Consider the following 23415-nt stretch of genomic DNA (forward strand, 5'->3'; position numbering starts at 1 on the left):
ATGGATACTCTCGGCTATCTGGGCCAGGGCTTCGGCGTCGCGCTGACCCCGTACAACCTCATCACCGCCCTCTCCGGCACCTTGATCGGTACGGTCGTCGGCCTGCTGCCGGGCCTTGGGCCAATCAACGGTGTCGCGCTGTTGATCCCCATCGCCTTCGCCCTGGGCTTGCCGCCTGAATCGGCGTTGATTCTGCTGGCAGCCGTGTACCTGGGCTGCGAATACGGCGGTCGCATCAGCTCCATTTTGCTGAACATTCCCGGTGAAGCTTCCACTGTTATGACTGCGCTGGACGGCTACCCAATGGCGCGTCAAGGCATGGCCGGTGTGGCGTTGTCTCTGTCGGCGTGGAGTTCGTTCATCGGTGCGTTCATCGCGACCTGCGGCATGGTGATGTTCGCCCCGCTGCTGGCGAAATGGGCGATCGCTTTCGGTCCGGCGGAATACTTTGTGCTGATGGTGTTCGCTATCGTCTGCCTGGGCGGCATGGCCGGTGACAAACCGCTGAAGACCTTTGTCGCTGCGCTGATCGGGCTGTTTCTGTCGACCATCGGTATCGATGCCAACAGCGGCGTGTACCGTTTCACCGGCGACAACATCCACCTGGCTGATGGCATTCAGTTCGTCGTGCTGGTGCTGGGCCTGTTCTCGGTCAGCGAAATCCTGTTGCTGCTTGAGAAAACCCATCGCGGCCAAGAAGCAGTGAAAGCCACCGGCCGCATGATGTTCAACCTCAAGGAAGCCGGTGCGGTGTTCGCGGTGAACATTCGCTGCGGTCTGCTGGGTTTCATCATGGGCGTGCTGCCGGGCGCCGGCGCTACCCTGGCCAGCGCCGTGGCCTACATGACCGAGAAACGCATCGCCGGCACCACGGGCAAATTCGGACAAGGCGACATGCGCGGTCTGGCAGCGCCGGAAACCGCCATCGGCGCAACCGCCTGCGGTGCTCTGGTGCCGATGCTGACACTGGGCGTTCCGGGTTCGGGCACCACAGCGGTAATGATCGGCGCGCTGTCGCTGTACAACATCACGCCGGGCCCTCTGTTGTTTCAACAACAGCCGGACATCGTCTGGGGCCTGATTGCATCGTTGTTCGTCGCCAACATCATGCTGGTGATCCTCAACATCCCGATGATCCGCATCTTCACCCGCATTCTCGCCGTGCCGAACTGGGCGCTGGTGCCGGTCATCGCGATCATCACCGGGATTGGCGTCTACGCGGTTCACGCCACCACCTTCGACCTGTTCCTGATGGTCGGCATCGGCATCTTCGGCTACATCCTGCGCAAGCTGGATTTCCCGCTGTCGCCGATCTTGCTGGGGTTCATCCTCGGGGGCTTGATGGAACAGAACCTGCGTCGCGCGCTGTCGATCTCCAACGGTGCGCTGGAAATCCTCTGGTCGAGCCCGATCACCCTCGGCGTCTGGGTGGTGACGGCGTTCATGCTGGTGTTCCCGTTGATCCGCATCTGGCGCAAGCGTGCTCGTCAGCGTCGCGAACTGGCGAATGTCTGACAGGCCATTCAAAACCTGGTGGGGCACGCCTCTGGTCGGCCTGCTCGGCGGTTACCTCGCCAGCCTGGTCGGCTGGCCCTTACCGTGGATGGTCGGCTCGTTGCTGGCGATCATCCTCGTGCGCTGCCTGACCCCATGGCAGCTGGCTGAAATCCCCGGAGGCCGCAAGTGCGGCCAATGGGTGGTCGGTATCGGGATCGGCCTGCACTTTACCCCCGTCGTCATCGAGCAAGTCCTCTCCCACTTCGGTTTGATCTTCATCGGCGCACTGGTAACCAGCGTTTCCAGCGTGGTCGGCGTGTGGCTGATGCTGCGCACCGGCGAAGATCGCGCCACGGCATTCTTCTCCAGCATGCCTGGCGGCTCGGGAGAAATGGTCAACCTGGGGGCCCGCAACGGCGCGATCCTCAGCAACGTGGCGGCGGGCCAAAGCCTGCGGGTGTTGTGCGTAGTTTTGTGCGTCCCCGCCATTTTCAAATATCTGCTGGGGGCCAGCGCGCCCGCGTTGCATCCTGTGTCGGTGGACTGGATGTGGCTGGCAGTTTTATTCCCGGCGGGCGCGGCGATGGCGTTTTTGTGGCAGCGCTTGAGGCAGCCCAATCCGTGGCTGTTCGGGCCGTTGCTGGTGAGCGCGGTGGTCAGTGTGAGTTTTGATCTGCACATCGGCTTGCCCGATGGCGGCAGTCAGATCGGGCAATGGCTGATTGGCAGCGGGTTGGGGTGCCATTTCAACCGTGCGTTTTTTCGTCGCGCGCCTTCCTTTTTAGGGCGCACGTTGGTTGGCACGGCATTGACCATGATCATCGCCGCCGGGGCTGCCTTTGTCTTGAGCACGCTGACGCTGCTGGACCTGCGTTCGCTGACGCTGGGCATGATGCCGGGCGGCATCGCCGAAATGAGCTTGACGGCCGAGGTGTTGCAGCTGTCAGTGCCGCTGGTGACGGCAATGCAGGTGATGCGGTTGCTGTTTGTGTTGTTTCTGGCGGAGCCGTTGTTTCGGTATTGGAATCGGCAGACTGTCTGACTGACGCAAATAATTCTGTAGGAGCGAATTCATTCGCGAGACGGTGTATCAACCGACCGCAAATTGTCAGATGTACCGGCCGCTCGCGAATAAATTCGCTCCTACAGGGGGGAGCTAAACCGTGGCAGGCAACCGCCACTCAATCGGCGCAATGCCGTTCTGCTCTAGAAACTTGTTGGCCTTGCTGAAGTGCCCGCAGCCCAAAAACCCTTTGTACGCCGACAGCGGCGAGGGGTGGACGGAGGTCAGCACCAAATGCTTGGTCGCGTCGATCAGTTTCTGTTTGCTCTGTGCATGGGCGCCCCACAGCAAAAAGACCAAGTGCGGTTGATGGGCGCTGACGGCTTCGATCACTTTGTCGGTGAAATGCTGCCAGCCTTTGCCCGCATGTGACGCAGCGTTGGCGCGCTCGACAGTCAGCGTCGTGTTCAGCATCAACACGCCCTGATCGGCCCAGGACTGCAAATACCCGTGACTCGGGATGTCGATGTTCAGATCCCGTTTCAGTTCTTTATAGATATTGACCAGCGAGGGCGGCGCAGGCACGCCTGGCTGCACCGAGAAGCACAAGCCGTGCGCCTGATTGGGGCCGTGATACGGGTCCTGACCGAGAATCACCACTTTCACGTTGTCCAGTGGCGTTGAGTTCAGCGCATTGAAAATCAAAGGGCCGGGCGGATAAATCTCCTTGCCGGCTGCGTGCTCCTGCCGCAGAAACTCGCGCAGCACGCTCATGTAGGGCTTTTCGAATTCTTCGCGCAGCGCGTGCTTCCAACTGGGCTCAAGTTTGATGCGGTCATCGCTTGTCATGGTTGTATCCGGCAAAAACTATGCGCGGACTTTAGGGGCTGTCAGTAATTATTTCCAGCGCAGCGCGTCTGGCGTTTCCTACACTCACCCTCAGGTGTGATGTGCAACTTCTGCGCGTCAAGAGCAATCACAACTTCGTTAGAAGCTCCGTACCACTGACAAGAGGTCACGATGAATCTGCAATTCGAAGAACTCACCGGTACAGACGGCGCCCGCATCGGGATCGCCAGTCTGGATGCCGAACTTTCACTGAATGCCCTGTCGCTGCCAATGATTCTGGCGTTACAAGATCGCCTCGACGCCTGGGCCAGCGACCCGCAAATCGTCTGCGTGCTGCTGCGCGGCAATGGTCCGAAAGCTTTCTGTGCCGGCGGCGATGTGCGCGCGCTGGTAGAAGCAGGCCGCCACCACAAGGGCGAAGTCCCACCGCTGGCGGCGCAGTTCTTCGCCGCGGAATATCGTCTCGACTACTCGCTGCACACCTACCCCAAGCCGCTGATTTGCTGGGGGCACGGTTACGTACTTGGCGGCGGCATGGGCCTGTTGCAGGGCGCCAATATCCGGGTGGTGACGCCCAGCAGCCGACTGGCGATGCCGGAGATCAGCATCGGTCTGTATCCGGACGTGGGTGCTAGCTGGTTTCTGTCGAGACTGCCCGGCAAGTTGGGATTGTTTCTGGGCCTGACCGGCGCCCACATCAATGGCCATGACGCACTGGATCTGGACCTGGCCGACCGATTCCTGCTGGACGATCAGCAAGAAGAAATGATTGAGCGATTGCTGCAACTCAATTGGCAGGAGCAGACCGCCGTTCAGCTGAACAGCCTGTTCAAAGCGCTGCAGCAAGAAGCCCTGCCGCAATTGCCGCCAGCGCAGTGGTTGCCGCATCGGGAGAAGATTGACGAGCTGCTGGACATTGCCGACGTGCCTTGCGCATGGAATGCCATCAAGCATCAGCTCAGTGGCAATGACGCGCTGCTGGCCAAAGCCGCCAAGACCATGACCGAGGGCTGCCCCGTGACGGCGCACCTGGTGTGGGAGCAAATCGCGAGGGCCAGGCATATGTCGCTGGCTGAGGTGTTCCGGATGGAATACGCCATGAGCGTCAATTGCTGCCGTCATCCGGAGTTCAGTGAAGGAGTGCGCGCTCGACTGATTGACAAGGATCAGACGCCGCACTGGCATTGGCAGGACGTCGCGACGATCCCGCTGGCGGTGATCGATGCGCATTTTGAAAAGGCGTGGGAAGGAAGGCATCCGCTGGCGGATTTATCCGAGTATTGACTGCCGCTGATCGCGACCGCTTTTGTAGGATTCTCTGCAGATTCCGCGCCGTATGCACAACCCGTGGGAGCGGACCTGTCCGCGAAGAGGCCGTTGCATCCACTACTTAGTTAGCACCTGGCAGAATGCCTTCGCGGACAGGTCCGCTCCCACGGGTAATGTGGCAACTCGCAAACATGCAGCGAACAGAACCTTTGTAGTGAAAAGGTATGTGGCGGCTGGATAAAAAACGGCGCTCCTGAGAGCGCCGTTTTTTGGGTTCAGCAATTAGCGATTACCGCCGCCTGGCCCACCATGGCCGCCGTTACCGAAATTGCCATCCTGGCGCATGTTGCCGCCGCTCGGGCGACTTGGGCCCGGACCTTGTTGATGTCCACCGCCGCCACCGCCCCCGGGATTACCATTCCAACCCGGACGTGGCCCACCCCCACCGCCGCCACCACCAGGTGGCCGACCTGGTTGATAACCGGAGCCGGGCCGCGGTCCGCCATTCCAGCCATGATCGCCGCCAGGTCGACCGCCGCCGTAACCGGGCCGGGGTCCGTTCCAGCCCGGGTTGCCATAACCGGGTCGTGGTCCGCCGTAGCCTGGCCGACCACCATAGCCGTTGTAATAACGCGGCGGTGGCGCGTAATAACGAGGCGCTACATAAACATCACGCCGGTAGGAACGATAACCGCCGTCATAGATATAGGTACTGCCGTATCCGCCTCCGTAAACCGGTTGGGTATAAACAGGCTGCGCATAGACCGGCTGCGTGTACACCTCTTCCTGGTAGTAGCCGGAATCTGCGTAACAACCTGCAAGCGTGGAAGTCATGAAAAGAGTGAGCAGGATTCGTCGATACATGGCGGCCTCCCGGACCGCGGTAGGGCTCGAACCAGCGACGCTGGTCGGCATCCGCCAAGCAGCAGGCAGACAAGTAAACAGACTGCAAAACCATGATCGAGTGCCCCGACACGCATCGCAGCCGCCAGACGGCGCCCCGAGACGGTGCGATTCATGCGCAGAAAAAACCACGTTGCTGACCCCTTGTTATCGCAGACATCGCTGAACCCCGCGCAGGAAGAGACTTATAGCGAATTGGCACAACTCTCGCTTAACAATTCATCGTGCAGGAGTCATCACAGGTTCGCGGCACCACAATTTGCAATAGCCGACTAGGGTTCCGGCTCGCCAAAAGCGAGTGGCTGGTCCGAGAGTTGGCGACCTCCAGTAGAGGTTACACGGCGGGATAAAAGCCCGGGAGACAGGACACCAGTGGTGTCGCCGTGCTCCTGACCGCCCCCTTTTCGCTACTGGAGATACCCCAATGCAAAAGTCCCGTCTATTGAGTCTGCTCACCGCAGGCGTCTTCGCAGCCCTCAGCCTCTCGGCCACCGCCGCCCCCAAGAAAGACTTCAACGTCTGCTGGACCATTTACGCAGGCTGGATGCCGTGGGAATACGCCGGGACCCAAGGCATCGTCGACAAGTGGGCCAAGAAGTACAACATCAACATCAAAGTCACCCAGCTCAACGATTACGTCGAATCGATCAACCAATACACAGCCGGCCAGTTTGATGGCTGCACCATGACCAACATGGACGCACTGACCATCCCCGCAGCCGGCGGCGTTGAAAGTACCGCGCTGATTGTCAGCGACTTCTCCAACGGCAATGACGGCATCGTGATCAAGGGCGAAGGCAAAAAAGTCGCCGACCTCAAGGGCATGGACGTCAACCTGGTGGAGCTGTCGGTTTCCCACTACCTGCTGGCCCGCGCGCTGGACACCATTGATCTCACCGAAAAAGACCTGAAAGTCGTCAACACCTCCGACGCCGACATCGCCGCCGCTTTCAACACCAGCGACGTCAAAGCCGTCACCACCTGGAACCCGATGCTCTCGGAAATCAAGGCCAAGCACGGTGTTACCGAAGTGTTCGATTCGAGCAAGATCCCCGGCGAGATCATGGACATGATGGTGGTCAACACCCAGACCCTCAAAGACAACCCTGCTTTGGGCAAAGCCCTGACTGGCGCCTGGTTTGAAGTCATGGACACCATGAACGCCAAGACCGCGGCTTCCACCGCAGCCCTCGAACATATGGCAAAAGCGTCGGGCACCGATCTGGAAGGCTTCAAGTCGCAACTGGCGACCACCAAGCTGTTCTTCACTCCGACAGAAACCCTCGAGTTCGCCAACAGCAAAGCGTTGCCGACCACCATGCGCAAAGTGGCGGACTTCTCGTTCGAGCATGGCCTGCTCGGTGAAGGCGCCAAAGACGCAAGCGCGGTGGGCATGACCTTCGCAGGCGGCGTGACCGAAGGCGACAAAAGCAACCTCAAATTGCACTTTGATCCGAGCTACGTGCAGATGGCTGCCGACGGCAAGTTGTAAACAAGGGTCATTGCCATGCGCCTGATTAACCGCCGTCCGGATCGCGCCAGCCGTTTGATTCTGGTGATCCTGCCGTTCGCCCTGTTGCTGCTTGCCTATTTCATGGGCTCGGCGACACGGCTGACGGAAAACCCCAACGACAAGCTGTTGCCAAGCGCCGTGCAAATGACCGACGCGATCAAACGTGTCGCGATTGTCCCGGACGCCCGCACCGGCGAGTACCTGCTGTGGCAAGACAGCGCCGCCAGTCTGCAACGGCTGGCGATTGGTCTGGGCATCAGCGCCCTCGTCGGGCTGTGCCTGGGGACGGCATCAGGGATTTTGCCGATGTTCGGCGCGCCGCTGTCACCCTTGCTGACGGTGCTGTCGATGGTGCCGCCGCTGGCGATCCTGCCGATTTTGTTCATCGTCTTCGGCTTGGGCGAACTGTCGAAAGTGATGCTGATCGTGATCGGTATCACGCCGATTCTGGCCCGGGATCTGGAACAGCGCGCGCGGGAAATCCCGGTCGAGTTGTTGATCAAGGCGCAGACATTGGGCGCCACGACCTGGACGCTGATTCTGCGCGTGGTACTGCCGCAGTTGCTGCCGCGTTTGTTGATTTCATTGCGGTTGGTGCTGGGTTCTGCGTGGTTGTTTTTGATCGCCGCCGAAGCCATCGCGTCTACCGATGGCCTGGGTTATCGAATATTCCTGGTGCGTCGTTACCTGGCGATGGACGTGATCCTGCCCTACGTGGTGTGGATCACTCTCCTCGCCTGGCTGATGGATTGGGGTCTCAAAGCCCTGACCCGCAAAGCGTTCCCCTGGTACGAAGGAGCGCGGCCATGAGCTTCATTTCGGTGAACAACGTCTGGCAGCAATACGACGATCAAGTGGTGCTCGAAGGGCTGAACCTGAGCGTCGCCGAGGGGGAATTCTGCACACTCGTCGGGGCGTCGGGCTGCGGCAAATCGACCTTCCTGCGCCTGCTGCTGGGCCAGGAAGTGCCGAGCAAAGGCTCGATTCTGCTGGACGGAAAACCGCTTGCCAGCGAACCGGATTCCAGCCGTGGCGTGGTGTTTCAGCGCTACTCGGTGTTCCCGCATTTGAGCGTGCTGGACAACGTCGCGCTGGGGCTGGAATTGCCGCGCTCTGCCCTGCTCGGTCGCTTGTTCGGCAACGCCAAGCGCGAGGCGCGCGAGCAAGCATCGGTGTTGCTGCACAAAGTCGGCCTCGGTCACTCGCTGGACAAATACCCGACGCAGCTGTCGGGCGGCATGCAGCAACGTCTGGCCATCGCTCAGGCGCTGATCATGAAACCTCGGGTGTTGCTACTCGACGAGCCGTTCGGCGCACTTGATCCGGGCATCCGCAAAGACATGCACGCCCTGCTGCTGGAGCTGTGGCGCGAGACGCAACTAACGGTGTTCATGGTCACTCACGACCTGTCCGAAGGCTTCAATCTCGGCACGCGGCTGATGGTCTTCGACAAAGTCCGCCACGACCCCCACGCCCCCGGTGCCTATGGCGCCCGCATCACTTACGACATTCCCCTGAACAGCGATCGCCGCGCTGCACGCGCCGCCATTGAATCGCTGCAAACGGTCTAGAGGACTTTTCACATGACTGATTCAACCACGCTATTTCCCGTGTTCGCCGAAGACGTCTTGCCTGGCGGCGGGCACCTGTCGTTCGTGCTCAAACGCGGCGAATTGCTGCGCCTGACTGACCTAAATGGCAACGCCAACGTCAGCCTGACCATGCTCAACGCCAACGAAAAAACCGAGCGCCTGAACCTGCCCGACAGCCTCAAATGCCAACACACTGCCAAGCTCACCGACGGCCACTGCCTGTATTCGGACATGGGCCGGGTGCTGACGGCGATCACTGCTGACACTTGCGGCTGGAGCGACAGCATTGGCGGCGTGCTTTGCGCTGAAGAAGTCGCCGAAAAGTACGGCCAGGGGCGCTACCAGGAGCTGCGCAACGGGTTCTTCCGCAATGGCGCCGACAACCTGTTGGTGGAGCTGGGTAAGTGGGATCTGGGGCTGGCTGATTTGCTGATGACGCTCAACCTGTTTAGCCGGGTCAATGTCGACGATCACGGTGCGCTGGCGTTCGTCCCGGGCAATTCGAACGCCGGCGACTACATCGAGCTGTACGCGCCGATGGACACCCTCGTCGTGCTGACCGCGCTGCAACACCCGATGGACCCGAACCCTGAATACGCGCCGCAACCGGTCAAGCTGACCTGGATGAAGGCCGACGCTAGCGTTGCCGAGCACTGCCGCACCTCGCGCGCGGAAAACGTACGCGGCTTCATCAACACCGACCGCCTGTTCGCCTGAGGAAGCTCCTATGAATACTGCAGCCACCACAGCACCCGTTTCCATCACTCACGTCGCGGCAGGCGAACCTTCACTGACCGAACTCAAGGCCGGACAAACGCTGCGCCTGCTGGACCTGGAAGGCAATCAGGCGGTGGACACGCTGTTTTACAGCCTCGCCAACCCGCGCGAACGTTACGACGTGCAGCGCACGTTGCGTCGGCAGAACAACGTGTACCTGAGCAAAGGCAGCGTGCTGTTTTCCAACCTCGGCCGGCCGATGCTGACCATCGTCGAAGACACCTGCGGGCGTCACGACACCCTCGGTGGTGCCTGCGCGCAGGAGAGCAACACCGTGCGCTACGCGCTGGACAAACGCCACATGCACAGCTGCCGCGACAGCTTCCTGCGCGCCTGCATCCATGACGGTCGGCTGGGCAAGCGCGACATCAGCCCGAACATCAACTTCTTCATGAACGTGCCCGTGACAGCGGACGGCGGCCTGACGTTTGAAGACGGCATTTCCGGTGCCGGCAAGTACGTGGAACTGCGCGCGGAGATGGACGTGATCGTGCTGATCTCCAACTGCCCGCAATTGAACAACCCGTGCAACGGCTACAACCCGACACCGGCCGAGTTGCTGGTCTGGGATTGAAGCCCGGTCGCTGATTTTATGGATGCGTTGCGACGGACGACCGTCGTGCAGAACGACTAACAGCGGGACGGCCCGCTTCCCAGTTTGGGATTGATCACATTCAATCCCCGGGGTCACCACCATGTTCGACAAACTGCTGATCGCCAACCGTGGCGCCATTGCCTGCCGCATCTTGCGCACACTGCGTGACCTGAACGTCGAAGGCGTTGCGGTCTACTCAGAAGCCGATGCCGCCAGCCTGCACATTCTTCAAGCCGATGAGGCGCACAGCCTCGGCGAAGGCGGCGCAGCGGGCACCTATCTGGCAGTGGACAAGATTCTCGCCATCGCTCAAGCCACTGGGGCCAAAGCCATTCACCCCGGTTACGGATTTCTCTCGGAAAACGCGGCGTTCGCTCAGGCCTGTGAAGATGCAGGCATCGCTTTTGTCGGCCCGACGGCTCAACAACTGCGGGTGTTCGGCCTCAAGCACACAGCCCGTGCGCTGGCCAAACAGCATGGCGTGCCTATGCTCGAAGGCACTGAGCTGCTGGACAGCGTTGAGTCTGCCTTGTCGGCTGCTGAAATAATCGGCTACCCGGTGATGCTAAAAAGCACAGCGGGCGGCGGCGGTATTGGCATGCGCGTGTGCCGCAGTGCCAGCGAACTGAGTGAATCATTCGAAGCCGTCAAGCGTCTGGGGCAGAACAATTTCAGCGATGCAGGGGTGTTTATCGAGAAGTACATTCAGCGCGCCCGCCATCTGGAAGTGCAGGTGTTCGGGGACGGTCAGGGCGAGGTCATTGCTCTGGGTGTGCGTGACTGTTCAGTGCAGCGCCGCAATCAGAAAGTCCTGGAAGAAACCCCGGCGCCGAACTTGCCTGATGGCATGGCTGAGGAGCTTTGCGCGGCGGCGATCAAGCTGGCCAAAGCGGTGGATTATCGCAGCGCCGGAACCGTGGAATTCGTGTTCGACAGCGATGATCAGCGCTTTTACTTTCTTGAAGTGAACACCCGTTTGCAGGTCGAGCATGGCGTGACCGAGCAGGTGTGGAACGTCGATCTGGTGAGCTGGATGGTGCAGCTGGCGGCGGGTGATTTGCCACCGTTGTCCGAGTTGCAAGCGGGGTTGAAAGCCAGCGGCCATGCAATTCAGGCGCGCTTGTATGCCGAAGATCCAGGCCGGGACTTTCAGCCGAGCCCGGGCTTGTTGACGGCGGTGCACTTCCCCGCTGCCGATGGCAAACATCTGCGCATTGATACGTGGGTCGAAGCCGGTTGCGAGATCCCGCCATTCTTCGATCCGATGATCGCCAAGGTCATCAGCTGGGCGCCGGACAGGACAGCGGCCAGCGCCGGGCTGGCTCAAGCACTGAGCGACAGCCGCTTGTACGGCGTGGAAACCAATCGCGATTACCTGCGCCAGATCATCAGCGATGCGCCATTCGCCAGCGGTCAGCCGTGGACGCGCTGCCTGGAAAATCTGATCTACCGCGCCGACACGTTTGAGGTGTTGAGCGGCGGGACGCAGACCAGCGTGCAGGACTATCCCGGTCGCCTCGGTTATTGGGCGGTGGGCGTACCGCCGTCGGGGCCGATGGACAGTCTTTCGCTGCGCTTGGGCAATAGGTTGCTGGGCAACGCCGAGGGCTGCGCCGCGCTGGAAATCACCATGAGCGGGCCGATGCTGCGCTTCAACACCGATGCCGTGGTGACCGTGACCGGTGCGGTTATTCCAGTGACGCTGGATGGCGTCTCGCAGCCGATGAACACCGCACTGCTGATCAGTGCCGGCTCGACGTTGGCGATTGGCACAATCCTTGGGGCCGGTGCGCGCAGTTACTTGTGCGTGCGCGGCGGGCTGGACGTGCCGGATTATTTGGGCAGCAAGAGCACGTTTACGTTGGGGCAGTTTGGCGGGCACGGCGGCCGGGCGTTGCGTGCGGGGGATGTGCTGCATGTGTCGCCGCTGCTTGATCGCGCTTGTGGACAACAACTGTCTTCCGAGCAGCTTCAGGATTTGCCATTGGTCCGTGATATCCGGGTAATTTACGGCCCCCACGGCGCTCCGGAATATTTCACCGAAAACTACATCGAGACATTCTTCGCCACCGACTGGGAAGTGCATTTCAACTCCAGCCGCACCGGCGTGCGCCTGATCGGGCCCAAGCCCGAATGGGTCCGGGCTGATGGCGGCGAGGCGGGGTTGCATCCTTCAAACATTCACGACAATCCGTATGCGATCGGTGCGGTGGATTTCACCGGGGACATGCCCGTGATCCTCGGCCCCGACGGCCCGAGCCTGGGCGGGTTCGTGTGCCCGGTGACGATCATCGAGGCCGACTTGTGGCAGTTGGGGCAACTCAAGGCCGGGGATAAGGTGCGGTTTTCGCCGGTCACCGTCGAAGCGGCTCGCGCGCTTTTCTGTAGGAGCCAACTTGTTGGCGAGACATACAACTCAGTTCCCGCTGAAGCCCCCTCGCGAATAAATTCGCTCCTACAGGGGATCGATGACACCGCGCAAAACCGTGGGAGCGGACCTGTCCGCGAAGAGGCCGGGACAGTCGATACATCTTCATCGATCACAACACTGTCATCGCGGGCAAGCGCGCTCCTACAGTCACCCGTTGTGCTGGACATTGGGGAAGGCACTACCCGCCTGGTCGCCCGCCTCTCTGGCGATACGCACTTGCTGCTGGAAGTCGGCGCACCGGAGCTGGACCTTGTACTGCGTTTCCGCGGTCATGCGCTGATGCAGGCACTGGAAGCCAAATCCTTGCACGGGGTGATCGACCTGACGCCGGGCATCCGTTCGCTGCAAGTGCATTACCAGCCTGAACAACTGCCGCTGACCGACCTGCTGAACATCGTCGCCGGTGAATGGGATGCGGTCTGCGCCAGCAAAAACCTCGAAGTCCCGTCGCGTATCGTCCACTTGCCACTGTCCTGGGACGACCCGGCCTGTCAGCTCGCCATCGATAAATACATGACGACGGTGCGCAAGGACGCCCCTTGGTGCCCGAGCAACCTGGAGTTCATCCGCCGCATCAACGACCTGCCCAACCTGGACGAAGTGCAGCGCACAGTGTTCGACGCCAGCTATCTGGTCATGGGCCTGGGCGACGTCTATCTCGGCGCGCCGGTGGCCACGCCGCTGGACCCGCGTCATCGTCTGGTGACCACGAAATACAACCCGGCCCGCACCTGGACTGCTGAAAACTCGGTGGGCATCGGCGGCGCGTACATGTGCGTCTACGGCATGGAAGGCCCCGGCGGCTATCAGTTCGTCGGGCGCACGCTGCAGATGTGGAATCGCTACCGCGAAGTTGCAGCGTTCGACGGCAAACCCTGGCTGCTGCGCTTCTTCGATCAGATCCGTTTCTACCCGGTCAGCGCCGAGGAGCTGCTGCGCATTCGTCGGGATTTCCCGCTGGGGCGCTACCCGCTGCAGATCGAACACAGCACCTTGAACCTGGCGGATTACCAAGCGTTTCTCGCCAAAGAGGCCGAGGGCATAGCCGCGTTTCGTGAGCAACAGCAAAGCGCGTTTCAGGCCGAACGCGAACGCTGGATCGCCAACGGTCAGGCCACATTCGAGAGCGATGAGGCGGTTGCCGAAGCCACCGATGAAGCGCCGCTGCAAGCAGGCCAGATCAGCGTCGACAGCCACATCGCGGGCAACTTGTGGCAAGTACAGGTCAGCGTCGGTCAGCGAGTGGAAGTTGGCGAAACACTGGTGATCCTGGAATCGATGAAGATGGAAATACCTGTCCTCGCGCCGATCACAGGCGTGGTGCAGGAAGTACGCGTGCAACCCGGATCGGCCGTGCGGGCCGGGCAACGGGTGGTGGTGCTGGCCGCCGAATGAAGCGATTCAACTTTTTTAACGACTACGGAATCTCGCCATGACTCAGAGCAATTCTTCGTTCGACCTGCGCCTGGACAGCGTGCGCGCCGCTTACCAAAACGGCAGCCAGACACCGCGCCAGTTGATCATGTCCTTGCGCGACAAAGCGGCGGCGTTGAACACCGACTATCACCTGTTCATTCATCTGCTCAGTGTCGAGGAACTGGAGCCTTATCTGGTAGCACTTGAAAGCCAAGAACTTAAAGACCTGCCGCTTTACGGCGTGCCGTTCTCGATCAAGGACAACATCGATCTGGCTGGCATTCCTACCACCGCTGCCTGCCCCGATTTCGCCTACACGCCCGAGCGCTCGGCGACCATCGTCGAGCAGTTGATCAACTTGGGGGCGATCCCGTTGGGCAAGACCAATCTTGACCAGTTCGCTACCGGTTTGAACGGTAGCCGATCGCCCTACGGCGCCTGCCCCAACAGCGTGAACATGGATTATCCGTCAGGCGGTTCAAGCGCAGGTTCGTCGTTGGCGGTGGCGCTCGGCGTGTCCAGTTTTGCGCTGGGCACCGACACCGCAGGCTCAGGCCGCGTGCCGGCCGGTCTGAACAATCTGGTGGGCATGAAAGCGACCAAGGGCTTGATCTCCACCGGCGGCGTGGTGCCTGCATGCCGGACGCTGGACTGCGTAACAACCTTTACTGCCACTGCCCGCGAAGCCAGCCAGTTGCTCGCACTGACTGCCCGCCTCGACCCGCGTGATGAATACAGCCGCAGCAATCCGTCCTGGAACGACGGCTCTGCGTTTGGCACCCCCCGGCCCTTCCGCTTCGGCGTGCCGCGCGCGCAAGACTTGGAGTATTTTGGCTGCGCCCAAGGCCCGCTGCTGTTCGGCGATGCCATCGACCGGCTGACCGCCATGGGCGGCGAACAGGTGACGCTGGACCTCTCGCCTTTTCTGGAAGCCGCCAGATTGCTGTACGAAGGGCCGTGGGTTGCTGAGCGCTACAGCGTTGTCGAGCACTTGATGGCGCAAAATCCCGAAGCCATATTGCCGGTGATTCGCGCCGTACTCGCCAAAGCCCCTTCGGTGACTGGCGTGCAGACTTTTCGCGCGCAATACCGCTTGCAGGTGCTGAAGGCTCAGTGCGACGCGTTGATGGCGGGCTTGGATTTCGTCGTCACGCCCACCATCGGCCGTCCTGTGACGCTGGCAGAACTGGCTGCGGAACCTGTGCTGCGCAATTCAGAACTGGGTTACTACACCAACTTCGTCAACTTGCTGGACTACGCCGCCATCGCGGTGCCGAGCGCGTTCATGGACAACGGCATGCCATGGGGCGTGACCCTGTTTGGCCGCGCGTTCACTGATCAGTACCTGCTGAGCGTGGCCCAGGCGTTTCAGGTCGACACTCAATTGCCACTCATTGGCGAGCAATCCCTGGCCGATACCCCGCCGATCAATGCCGCGCGCAATGACGTCGCGCGCCTGGTGGTCTGCGGCGCGCACCTGGACGGTCTGGCGCTCAACTGGCAGCTCAAGCAACGCGGCGCGCGCCTGATTGAAGCGACACAAAGCTCGCCGAACTATCAGCTGTTTGCGCTGGCAGGTGGCCCGCCATATCGTCCGGGCATGGTGCGTGTGGATGAAGGCGGTGTAGCGATTGAAATCGAGGTGTGGGAGTTGCCAAGTCTGGAACTGGGTTCGTTTTTGACCGGTATTCCTGCGCCGTTGGGTTTGGGCAAAGTACAGCTGGCGGATGGTCGCTGGGAGACCGGTTTCATCTGTGAAAACTATGGGTTGAATGGCGCGACCGATATCAGCCATTTCGGCGGATGGCGCGCTTATCTCAAGGGCTGATGCCATGTTCCGTAGGAGCCAACTCATTGACGAGCGCGGCAGCGAGGTGTGTCAGGCATGGCGCCTCGCGAACAAGTTCGCTCCTACAGACTCAGGCTTTGCCTGAGTATCTGCGGTACATATGTAGCTCATATAAAAAATCTTTTGCGACATAGTGAGCACCCTTATCACGCCCTCACTTGCCGCACATGAACGATCAATGGAATGACCCCTCCTTCGATGGACTAATCCTCCAAAGCAATGACTCCTCAGGGGCTTCTGACCCTCATGGCGTATCGCCGTTTGCGGACAATACCGAGCCAGTCGCTGCTGCTGAATCAGCCGAATCGTTTCAGACATTCAACCGCAAAGCCTTTGAGCGCCTGAGGAGCAGCCCGGCCGGCCGTTTGCTAAACGGTTCGCCCTGGACGCTGAGGGCCTATCAGCTCGACATGGACAGCCCGCCGTCGCTCAACGATTACCTTGTCCACGAGTGCAAGACGTTACTCGAGCAGCAGGGCGGCAACGATCTATGCCCCACCCAACTGCGTATTAACTTCCTCACCGACATCTACCCTGACGTAGGTCCGGAAGGGATCGAGCGGCACGAATGCTCTTTGACCGTAGTCGATCTGGCGCGAACGTCTCTGGACCCTGCGGCATTTCTCGGTTTGATCCGCAGCATGGAAGCAGATCGCGTGCTGCACCCGAGCGTCCCTTCCCTGACGCTGAAAAAGCTGACCTGCCTGATCGTCCGAGCAAGGTGGATGGAAGACTATCAGGCGCAGCTGGATGGGTTTTGGGAACAGCACGAACCCACGTATCGCCTGCTTTCCAAGCTGTCTTTCATGGATGGGTGTTATCAACTGCGCAGCCAGCGCAAGATCAGTCTGGAGAACTACGCCCTGGCCCTCGATGCGCTGGGGCAGAAGACGTTTCCCACTCACCTCGACACCCTGACACGCAAAGCTGTCGCACGGCATTCGATCGTCAGCGTGGTGGAGCTTGACGATCAGGTCGTGCCGGGCATCTTTCAGCTCAAATCAAAAAATACGTCGCACTGCTACCTGCATATTTTGGGGGAGCATGCGCAGTGCATCGAATACATCAGCTCGAATGCGCCTTGGCGCGAACAGACATTGCTCAATGCGCTGAACGGTTCGCCCTGGCACCGACGTCATCTCGACAGCATTCGGCGCGCTGGCCAACCATCAAGGCTGGTAATGAGGGAATGCAGCGAGGACCTGTTCGCAGTGTTGACCCTGGCGCAACGACAGTTTTCGACCAAAGCCCTGCCCGTGGAAAACGTCGCGAACGAACCGGACGAGGCCGACGCCAGTGACCGTTGGCGCATGCCCGTCAACCGCAGCCTGAAGCTGATCGGCGCGCTGGACATCTGGGGTGAGCAGTCTGATGTCCGCACCCGCATTCCCGCCCCCATGAAGACCGCCAACCGTTTGATGCGCCGATGGCTAACGCACGATCACGCGGTGGACGCCAAGCCTGAACACGTATTTATCCGTTACCTGCCCGGGACCTCGTTCACACCGCTGGGCCATGCACGCGCGCCGGCTACGCAGATTCAGATTCCCGATCTTTCAGCCGTTGCGCTTGATAAAGCCCTGATGGACAACTATAGAGTCCAGCATCCGGTCGGATACGTTGATCAGGGTGGCCGGACAGCGGTGTATCTGGACGTGACCGGAGAAGGCAAATGGGATGCGAAAAATGAACTCTCGCTATCGGCCGACGCCATTGAACAGCACATCACAAACGTCGATTTTCTGGCTGTCATGTCCAGGCAGCTTCAAGGCTTCTGGGATCGAGAAGGCAGCGCCATCGAGTCGACGTTGCGCAAGACCTTCGTGGGCCAGGCGCTGGTCAGCCTAAAGCGCGGAAAGTTGTCCCGCGCCGGTTTTGATCTATTGGTTGAGGTACTTGAAGAGTGGGTCCACGAACCAAAAGTACGCAAAACGCGGTGGTCGTCGCTGGGGTTCCACCTGGAGCGGCCGCTTGGCCCGGGCACACACTGCCCGTGTTGTGCTAGCCTGCTGGTGTTCAGCCACGATGAAAACCCCGGTTATGTCTTGTACCAGCCGGGGCAAGAGGAGCCCTTCTTCGAGTATCAGGACCGCCGCGAGCTAGGCGCTCATTTGATGCGCTCTGCCGCCGACCCGAACTGGCGCCAGACACTGCTCAATTACGTGCCCATGAGCCGACACGCGCGCCTCGAATACATCCTGACACTGTGGGGCCAGGTGCGCGCAGCCCCGGAACCGATGTCCAATCTGCGTCCATGGCTCGATGCCATTTATCACGAGGACGTCCACAAGGCCAAAGCGCGGGCCTTCTGCGAACATCCGACGACGCTTTCTGCGTTCGCGTTCATATGTCAGGCCATGCGCGACAACTCTTTGAGTGACGCGCAGGACAGCATCACAACGTCGGCGCAGGTTTCATTGCGCAACTGGACCCAGCGACTCAATCGCCTGCAACTGCTGCTTGCGCCGCTTTCCATGCTGCTGGCCCCAGCGGCCGTAGCGTCGATAGTCACGGCGGCGGGCACGTTTTATCTGGAAGCTCGATCCGCGAGCCTGCCCGGCAACAGGGACAAGGAAAAAAGACAATTACTGCTGACGGCCCTGTCACTGGGATTGCTGGGAACAGGCGCACTGACGCCGGGGCTTTTACGTGCGGCAAGAACACTCACGACGACCCACAACCTCGTGAAGCGGGGAGCCTCGGTCACCACTCGCGGCTTCAGTTCAGTGCTGCAACGCTCCATGAGCGCTCGCAGGACGCAATTGGAGCGCTTCTTCGGTAGCGGCAGCCTGCTGAAGAGCTGGAGCGTTCCTGGCTACTCACATTTCTCAACCTTGCCGGTCAAGGCATGGAAGCTCGAACGCAAGTTCCTGCTGTGGACCGCCGAGCGCGAGCAGGCCCGGACGTTAGTCGTCAGCACCCATGGCTATTACCTGCCGTGGACCAAAAGCACTGCTATCCCCCACGGCACCGAATTGCGTACTTATGTGCCTCATGGATTTGAACTGATCGACCCCCGACTACATCGTGTGGTGAGCCAAAGTATCGAGCCTTATTCTCTGATGAACGCAGCCGGAAACACCCCCGGTCCTGCCTTCAGTCAACTGCCTGCCTGGCAACTGACCGACAAGGCGCTGGCAGGGACTGCGCAGGTAGGGAAGATCAAAAACTACACTCTGGGCAAATTTCAGAGTGAGCGGTACGAAAGCTATCGGGACATCAGCAACGTAGTACGCCACTCACGCCAGTCACCTTTTTTCGGACAGCTGATGCCCACGCCGATGGACGTTCTGAGCGTTAGAAATCGTTTTGGCACCCGCAATCCGACACTGCAGGATCTGTTCGAAACCCTGGCCGGACAGGGTATTCACTACGACCACATCCTGTTGCTGCATTGCCGCTGCTCGGCGATCAGCTCTGCGCTTGGCCGATCACCCGCCTTCTCTGCGCCCATCGGCAGCGTGCCGATCAGTCCGTGAAAGATCATGTGGATTCAATGCGTTCAAAAGTGCACCAGGGTCATAGCGCAAGCAGTGGCGGCAGGCTAGCATGCGCCATCGCCTGAATTTCCCTGAATCCGGATTGGTCATGCCCCTTCGTTCAACGCTCCATTCACAACGCTCCTTGCTGTTGACGTTGGTGATCCTGCTGGGGAGCGGCTTTCTGGCGACGTCCTTGCTCAGCTATTTCGCGTCACGCGATGCGATCCGCGACAGCATCATCAACACTGAATTACCCCTGACGTCGGACACGGTGTACTCCGAGATTCAGAAGGATCTAGTGCGTCCGGTACTGATCTCCTCGATGATGGCGCGCGACACCTTCGTGCGCGATTGGGTGGTGGCCGGCGAAAAAGACCCACAGCAAATGACGCGCTACCTCAAGGAGGTCATGGACCACAACAGCGCCTACACCTCGTTCTTCGTCTCCAACCGCAGCCTGACCTACTACCAGGCCAAAGGCGTGCTGAAGAAAATCAGGGCCGACGAGCCGCGCGATCTCTGGTATTACCGGGTCCGTGACATGGCTGAACCGTATGAAATCAACGTCGATCCAGACCTCGCCAACAAAGACAACCTGACGTTTTTCATCAACTACAAAGTCTTCGATTACCAAGACAACTTCATCGGTGCGACAGGCGTGGGGCTGACCGTAGACGCTGTCATCAAGCTGATTGACCGATATCAAGAGCGCTATCAACGCAGCGTTTACTTCGTCGATGCATTCGGGCGTCTGGTGCTGACCGGGGGGCAAGGTGGCCCGCAAGGCGCAACCATCGGCAAGCCCCTGCGCGAGCTGCCTGACCTCAAAGACCTGCAACGCAAAATGCCCAAGCCACAAAGCGGCAATTATCAATATGATCTGCTGGGCGATGCCCACTTTCTGAACGTACGTTATATCCCCGAGCTCAACTGGTATCTGTTCGTCGACAAACGCGAAGACGGCGCGTTGATAGACGTGCGGCAATCGCTGTATCTCAACCTGGGTATCTGTCTGGCGGTCATGCTGCTGGTGTTGTTTCTGCTTCATACGGTGATAAAGCGTTTTCAGGTGCGGATCGAGGCCCAGGCAACACTGGACAGCCTGACCGGGCTGCCCAATCGCCGGGGTTTTGATGACCTCGCCTTACGTGCGATTCAAGATGCGCGACGCGATAACACCTCACTGTCCGCAATGCTGCTGGACCTGGATCATTTCAAACGGCTCAATGACACCCACGGCCATTTGGCGGGCGATGAAGTTCTGACCGGGTTTGCCGAAGATGTACGTCGCTGTTTGCGCGAGGACGACATCATTTGCCGTTGGGGCGGTGAGGAGTTCATCATCTTGCTCAAGGACACCAGCACCACCGGCGCCCGGCGTGTCGCAGAGAAAATTCGCTTGCTGGCTGAACAGCACACCTACGTCTTCACCGGGACTGCGTTGCAGATCACGGTCAGTCTTGGCCTGACCGTGCTCAATGACGATGACACCTTGCAAAGCCTGATCGCCCGGGCTGATCGAGCGCTGTACAGCGCCAAGCAAACCGGACGCAACCGCGTGTGCACCGAGGCCGCCGTGCCAGCATGACCAGTCAATCATTGGAACTTGATATCTGCCCGATGTGCGGGTTGAGCAATCGCTGCACGCTGGCGGACCCACGCACGGCGGACAAACCTTGCTGGTGCTTTTCCGTAGAAATCGATCCCGCTGTTCTCGCCGCGCTGCCCGATGAGGTGCGCGACAAAGCCTGCCTTTGTCCGCGTTGCGCAGCGTTGGCGCCGGCTCAAGCTTCCGTTCGCGTAATACCTCCCTCTACAGACTGATACCTCTGCCGCCATGCGTCTCGACCGCTTTCTCAGCAATCTCCCCCGTTTCAGCCGCAAGGACGCGCGATTCGCGCTGACGGCTGGCCGTGTAAAAGTGGATGGCCAAACCGTCTCTGACCCTCATCACAACGTGCGCGAATTCAGCTGTGTGATGGTTGATGATCAGGTGCTGCAAGCCGCCAAGGCCGCGCGCTATTTCATGCTGCACAAGCCACCGGGATGCGTCAGCGCAACGGTGGACCCCCAACATCCCACCGTGCTAGACCTGCTCGATGAGCCCGACAAGCATGAACTGCACATTGCAGGTCGTCTTGATTTCAACACCAGCGGCTTGATGCTGATCACCAATGACGGTCAATGGTCACGGCGCCTTACTCAGCCGGCGACGAAGCTGCCCAAGGTTTACCTCGTTCAAACCGAGCAGGAAATCGGTGCGCACTACGCGCAAAAATTTGCCAAAGGTTTTTACTTCGCGTTCGAAGACCTCACCACTCAACCTGCGCAGTTAACAGTGATCGACACTCACCACGCCCGTCTTAGCATCGTTGAAGGCCGCTATCACCAGGTCAAACGCATGTTTGGTTATTTCGACAACAAAGTGCTGGGCCTGCACCGCGAAAGTATGGGTCCACTGATTCTGGACCCCGGTCTTGGGCCCGGCCAATACCGAGCGCTGAGTGCGGCCGAAATCTTGCAAATTTAACTGTCTTCGACCGCCCGGCAGAAGAACCCGGCAATGTACGAACGGCACTTGCGACTTCCTCTGCTCCCTGCTTGAATCCAATGGTCGGTCCGCATGTGACTGATGAGTCACAAATTCATTTTAAGAAACCCTTTCGCCGACCCAAGCCCCTCTGCGGGCGAAACTCACGGCGAATCGCCCGCCAATAACAATACCTGTCGGACAGATCGTTTCGGATCGACATGGGCCCCTTGCAAGGTAATGCCTACCTGTCACGAGACACGTGCAACGTGGTTGCGCGCACACCTGTTTTAACGTCAGGAGACATAGATATGAGGCCAGAAATCGCTGTGCTCGATATACAGGGCCAGTTTCGGGTTTACACGGAGTTCTATCGCGCAGACGCCGCAGAGAAGACCATCATCATGGTCAACGGCTCGCTGGCCACTACTGCATCGTTCGCACAAACCGTCCGCAACCTGCATCCGCGGTTCAACGTGGTGCTTTATGACCAGCCATACGCGGGCAAGTCCAAGCCTCACAATCTTCACGAAAAGCCGCTGACCAAGGAAACCGAAGGGCAGATCCTGCTGGAGCTAATCGACCACTTCAACGCCGAGCACATCATGTCGTTTTCGTGGGGTGGCGCAGCAGCACTTGTCGCGTTGGCGCACAGACCCAAGCGCATTGAAAAAGCCGTGATCAGTTCGTTCTCGCCCGTGATCAACGACCCCATGCGCGATTACCTTGAGCGCGGCAGCCAGCATTTGGGCGCGTTTGATCGCTATGAAGTCGGTACTTTGATCAACAGCACTATCGGCAAACACCTGCCTTCGCTGTTCAAGCGTTTCAACTACAAACACGTCAGTACGCTTGATCTGCATGAGTACGCGCAGATGCACCACCACATCAACCACGTCCTGGACACAGACACCCTGAGCCAGGTCAAACTGGCGAAACGGATCAACGTGCCGGTGCTGTTCATGAACGGCGAGTGGGACGAATACACCGCGGCACCGGATGCGCAGCTGTTCGCCAACCATGTTCGCGAGTGCCATTTCAGTACGATTCAGTCCGCTGGTCATTTTCTGGACATGGAAAACAAAGCCGCCTGCCTGGAATCAAAGAACGCGCTGATGGGCTTCCTGAAAACAGCGCCGGAACCGAGCCGACTCCACTACCGACAGGTACAAGGCCAGCATGCGTTTGCAATCTGAGCATGACGGCTATTGCGGACGGGATTCACACGGGTGCGTTTGCGTGAAAGCGGCCGCCGCGTGGGTCCCTGCCATTGGTGGCTGCCCAGTGAAACTTGCTGTCAGCGCAAATTAGCGCTTCATTTAAAGCCCCGCTTCTGGTACAAAGTCAGCCGCTCCAAGCGTGACAAGCGGGTGTCGTATAATGGCATTACTCCAGCTTCCCAAGCTGATAACGAGGGTTCTTATAGGACACGTCGTTTTGTGAACATAGGAACGTGCAAAACGCGGGTATAGTTTAGTGGCAAAACGAAAGCTTCCCAAGCTTTAGTTGAGGGTTCGATTCCCTCTACCCGCTCCATAAAATTGCTCACCCCCCCAGTAAACACGTACTCCCCGCCCCCACCCTCTCCGATCAGCACTCTCGCTCATCCATACCCGGCTTCCGATCAAGCAGCTCTTTCTCCGCGCGAATCACGGACGACCTGCGCTCACATCAGTTTGTGAACAAAGAAAACCGTGCATCAATGCCTA

At 59.6% G+C, this 23415-nt stretch carries 17 protein-coding genes, 1 tRNA gene and 1 riboswitch; of the genes, 16 read left to right on the forward strand and 2 right to left on the reverse strand.

Annotated elements, in window-relative coordinates; all coding sequences use genetic code 11:
* Both ACWKWM_RS05670 and ACWKWM_RS05675 read left to right on the forward strand, forming a co-directional pair.
* Nucleotides 1-1515 (forward strand): tripartite tricarboxylate transporter permease, encoded by a 1515-nt coding sequence (locus tag ACWKWM_RS05670; protein WP_483845187.1) that lies wholly within the window; start codon nt 1-3, stop codon nt 1513-1515.
* Nucleotides 1508-2539, forward strand: a complete 1032-nt coding sequence (locus ACWKWM_RS05675) for an AbrB family transcriptional regulator (RefSeq protein ID WP_483845188.1) — start codon at nt 1508-1510, stop codon at nt 2537-2539. Before ACWKWM_RS05670 ends, ACWKWM_RS05675 begins: the two co-directional genes overlap by 8 nt.
* Nucleotides 2540-2653: 114 nt before the next feature.
* Here the strand turns inward: ACWKWM_RS05675 and ung are convergent, their stop codons facing one another.
* Nucleotides 2654-3349: a uracil-DNA glycosylase gene (gene ung, locus ACWKWM_RS05680; RefSeq protein WP_483845189.1), complete on the reverse strand. Its 696-nt coding sequence runs from the start codon at nt 3347-3349 to the stop codon at nt 2654-2656.
* Between the two features lie 171 nt (nt 3350-3520).
* On the opposite strand from ung, the gene ACWKWM_RS05685 reads away from it, so the two are divergent.
* Nucleotides 3521-4633, forward strand: a complete 1113-nt coding sequence (locus ACWKWM_RS05685) for an enoyl-CoA hydratase/isomerase family protein (RefSeq protein WP_483845190.1) — start codon at nt 3521-3523, stop codon at nt 4631-4633.
* A 267-nt stretch (nt 4634-4900) separates the two neighbouring features.
* On the opposite strand, the gene ACWKWM_RS05690 is transcribed toward ACWKWM_RS05685, so the two are convergent.
* Entirely contained in the window at nt 4901-5482 is a 582-nt protein-coding gene (locus ACWKWM_RS05690; protein ID WP_483845191.1) for a hypothetical protein, read from the reverse strand.
* Between the two features lie 300 nt (nt 5483-5782).
* Nucleotides 5783-5884, forward strand: a riboswitch (guanidine-I (ykkC/yxkD leader).
* 61 nt (nt 5885-5945) lie between these two features.
* Here ACWKWM_RS05690 and ACWKWM_RS05695 point away from each other — a divergent pair.
* The 13 genes from ACWKWM_RS05695 to ACWKWM_RS05755 all read left to right on the forward strand — a co-directional run bounded on the left by ACWKWM_RS05695 (nt 5946) and on the right by ACWKWM_RS05755 (nt 23242).
* Nucleotides 5946-7013, forward strand: coding sequence for a putative urea ABC transporter substrate-binding protein (locus ACWKWM_RS05695; protein ID WP_483845192.1), 1068 nt, complete (start codon nt 5946-5948; stop codon nt 7011-7013).
* 15 nt (nt 7014-7028) lie between these two features.
* Nucleotides 7029-7844 (forward strand): ABC transporter permease, encoded by an 816-nt coding sequence (locus ACWKWM_RS05700; RefSeq protein WP_483845193.1) that lies wholly within the window; start codon nt 7029-7031, stop codon nt 7842-7844.
* Entirely contained in the window at nt 7841-8605 is a 765-nt protein-coding gene (locus ACWKWM_RS05705; RefSeq protein ID WP_483845194.1) for an ABC transporter ATP-binding protein, read from the forward strand. Before ACWKWM_RS05700 ends, ACWKWM_RS05705 begins: the two co-directional genes overlap by 4 nt.
* A gap of 12 nt (nt 8606-8617) precedes the next feature.
* Nucleotides 8618-9343, forward strand: a complete 726-nt coding sequence (locus tag ACWKWM_RS05710) for an urea amidolyase associated protein UAAP1 (protein ID WP_483845195.1) — start codon at nt 8618-8620, stop codon at nt 9341-9343.
* 10 nt (nt 9344-9353) lie between these two features.
* Complete coding sequence (locus tag ACWKWM_RS05715; protein ID WP_483845196.1) at nt 9354-9977, forward strand: urea amidolyase associated protein UAAP2; 624 nt, start codon at nt 9354-9356, stop codon at nt 9975-9977.
* A gap of 121 nt (nt 9978-10098) precedes the next feature.
* Nucleotides 10099-13824, forward strand: a complete 3726-nt coding sequence (gene uca / locus ACWKWM_RS05720) for an urea carboxylase (protein WP_483845197.1) — start codon at nt 10099-10101, stop codon at nt 13822-13824.
* 37 nt (nt 13825-13861) lie between these two features.
* Nucleotides 13862-15673: an allophanate hydrolase gene (gene atzF / locus ACWKWM_RS05725; protein WP_483845198.1), complete on the forward strand. Its 1812-nt coding sequence runs from the start codon at nt 13862-13864 to the stop codon at nt 15671-15673.
* Nucleotides 15674-15861: 188 nt separating this feature from the next.
* Entirely contained in the window at nt 15862-19173 is a 3312-nt protein-coding gene (locus ACWKWM_RS05730; RefSeq protein WP_483845199.1) for a dermonecrotic toxin domain-containing protein, read from the forward strand.
* A gap of 109 nt (nt 19174-19282) precedes the next feature.
* On the forward strand, nt 19283-20764 hold the full coding sequence (locus ACWKWM_RS05735) for a sensor domain-containing diguanylate cyclase (RefSeq protein WP_483845200.1): 1482 nt from the start codon (nt 19283-19285) through the stop codon (nt 20762-20764).
* On the forward strand, nt 20761-21000 hold the full coding sequence (locus tag ACWKWM_RS05740) for a cysteine-rich CWC family protein (protein WP_483845201.1): 240 nt from the start codon (nt 20761-20763) through the stop codon (nt 20998-21000). Before ACWKWM_RS05735 ends, ACWKWM_RS05740 begins: the two co-directional genes overlap by 4 nt.
* A 13-nt stretch (nt 21001-21013) precedes the next feature.
* A complete protein-coding gene (locus ACWKWM_RS05745) occupies nt 21014-21706 on the forward strand; it encodes a pseudouridine synthase (protein ID WP_483845202.1) in 693 nt (230 codons plus the stop codon).
* 311 nt (nt 21707-22017) lie between these two features.
* Nucleotides 22018-22902, forward strand: coding sequence for an alpha/beta fold hydrolase (locus ACWKWM_RS05750; protein WP_483845203.1), 885 nt, complete (start codon nt 22018-22020; stop codon nt 22900-22902).
* A gap of 266 nt (nt 22903-23168) precedes the next feature.
* Nucleotides 23169-23242 (forward strand) — tRNA-Gly (locus ACWKWM_RS05755).
* Nucleotides 23243-23415: the final 173 nt, after the last annotated feature.

The organism is Pseudomonas rosaeacicularis (assembly GCF_057128745.1).

Excerpts from the sequence above, each read along its gene's own strand:
- ACWKWM_RS05670 (WP_483845187.1), top strand. The coding sequence starts at position 1 with ATGGATACTCTCGGCTATCTGGGCCAGGGCTTCGGCGTCGCGCTGACC.
- ACWKWM_RS05675 (WP_483845188.1), top strand. The coding sequence starts at position 1,508 with ATGTCTGACAGGCCATTCAAAACCTGGTGGGGCACGCCTCTGGTCGGC.
- ung (WP_483845189.1), bottom strand. The coding sequence starts at position 3,349 with ATGACAAGCGATGACCGCATCAAACTTGAGCCCAGTTGGAAGCACGCG.
- ACWKWM_RS05685 (WP_483845190.1), top strand. The coding sequence starts at position 3,521 with ATGAATCTGCAATTCGAAGAACTCACCGGTACAGACGGCGCCCGCATC.
- ACWKWM_RS05690 (WP_483845191.1), bottom strand. The coding sequence starts at position 5,482 with ATGTATCGACGAATCCTGCTCACTCTTTTCATGACTTCCACGCTTGCA.
- ACWKWM_RS05695 (WP_483845192.1), top strand. The coding sequence starts at position 5,946 with ATGCAAAAGTCCCGTCTATTGAGTCTGCTCACCGCAGGCGTCTTCGCA.
- ACWKWM_RS05700 (WP_483845193.1), top strand. The coding sequence starts at position 7,029 with ATGCGCCTGATTAACCGCCGTCCGGATCGCGCCAGCCGTTTGATTCTG.
- ACWKWM_RS05705 (WP_483845194.1), top strand. The coding sequence starts at position 7,841 with ATGAGCTTCATTTCGGTGAACAACGTCTGGCAGCAATACGACGATCAA.
- ACWKWM_RS05710 (WP_483845195.1), top strand. The coding sequence starts at position 8,618 with ATGACTGATTCAACCACGCTATTTCCCGTGTTCGCCGAAGACGTCTTG.
- ACWKWM_RS05715 (WP_483845196.1), top strand. The coding sequence starts at position 9,354 with ATGAATACTGCAGCCACCACAGCACCCGTTTCCATCACTCACGTCGCG.
- uca (WP_483845197.1), top strand. The coding sequence starts at position 10,099 with ATGTTCGACAAACTGCTGATCGCCAACCGTGGCGCCATTGCCTGCCGC.
- atzF (WP_483845198.1), top strand. The coding sequence starts at position 13,862 with ATGACTCAGAGCAATTCTTCGTTCGACCTGCGCCTGGACAGCGTGCGC.
- ACWKWM_RS05730 (WP_483845199.1), top strand. The coding sequence starts at position 15,862 with ATGAACGATCAATGGAATGACCCCTCCTTCGATGGACTAATCCTCCAA.
- ACWKWM_RS05735 (WP_483845200.1), top strand. The coding sequence starts at position 19,283 with ATGCCCCTTCGTTCAACGCTCCATTCACAACGCTCCTTGCTGTTGACG.
- ACWKWM_RS05740 (WP_483845201.1), top strand. The coding sequence starts at position 20,761 with ATGACCAGTCAATCATTGGAACTTGATATCTGCCCGATGTGCGGGTTG.
- ACWKWM_RS05745 (WP_483845202.1), top strand. The coding sequence starts at position 21,014 with ATGCGTCTCGACCGCTTTCTCAGCAATCTCCCCCGTTTCAGCCGCAAG.
- ACWKWM_RS05750 (WP_483845203.1), top strand. The coding sequence starts at position 22,018 with ATGAGGCCAGAAATCGCTGTGCTCGATATACAGGGCCAGTTTCGGGTT.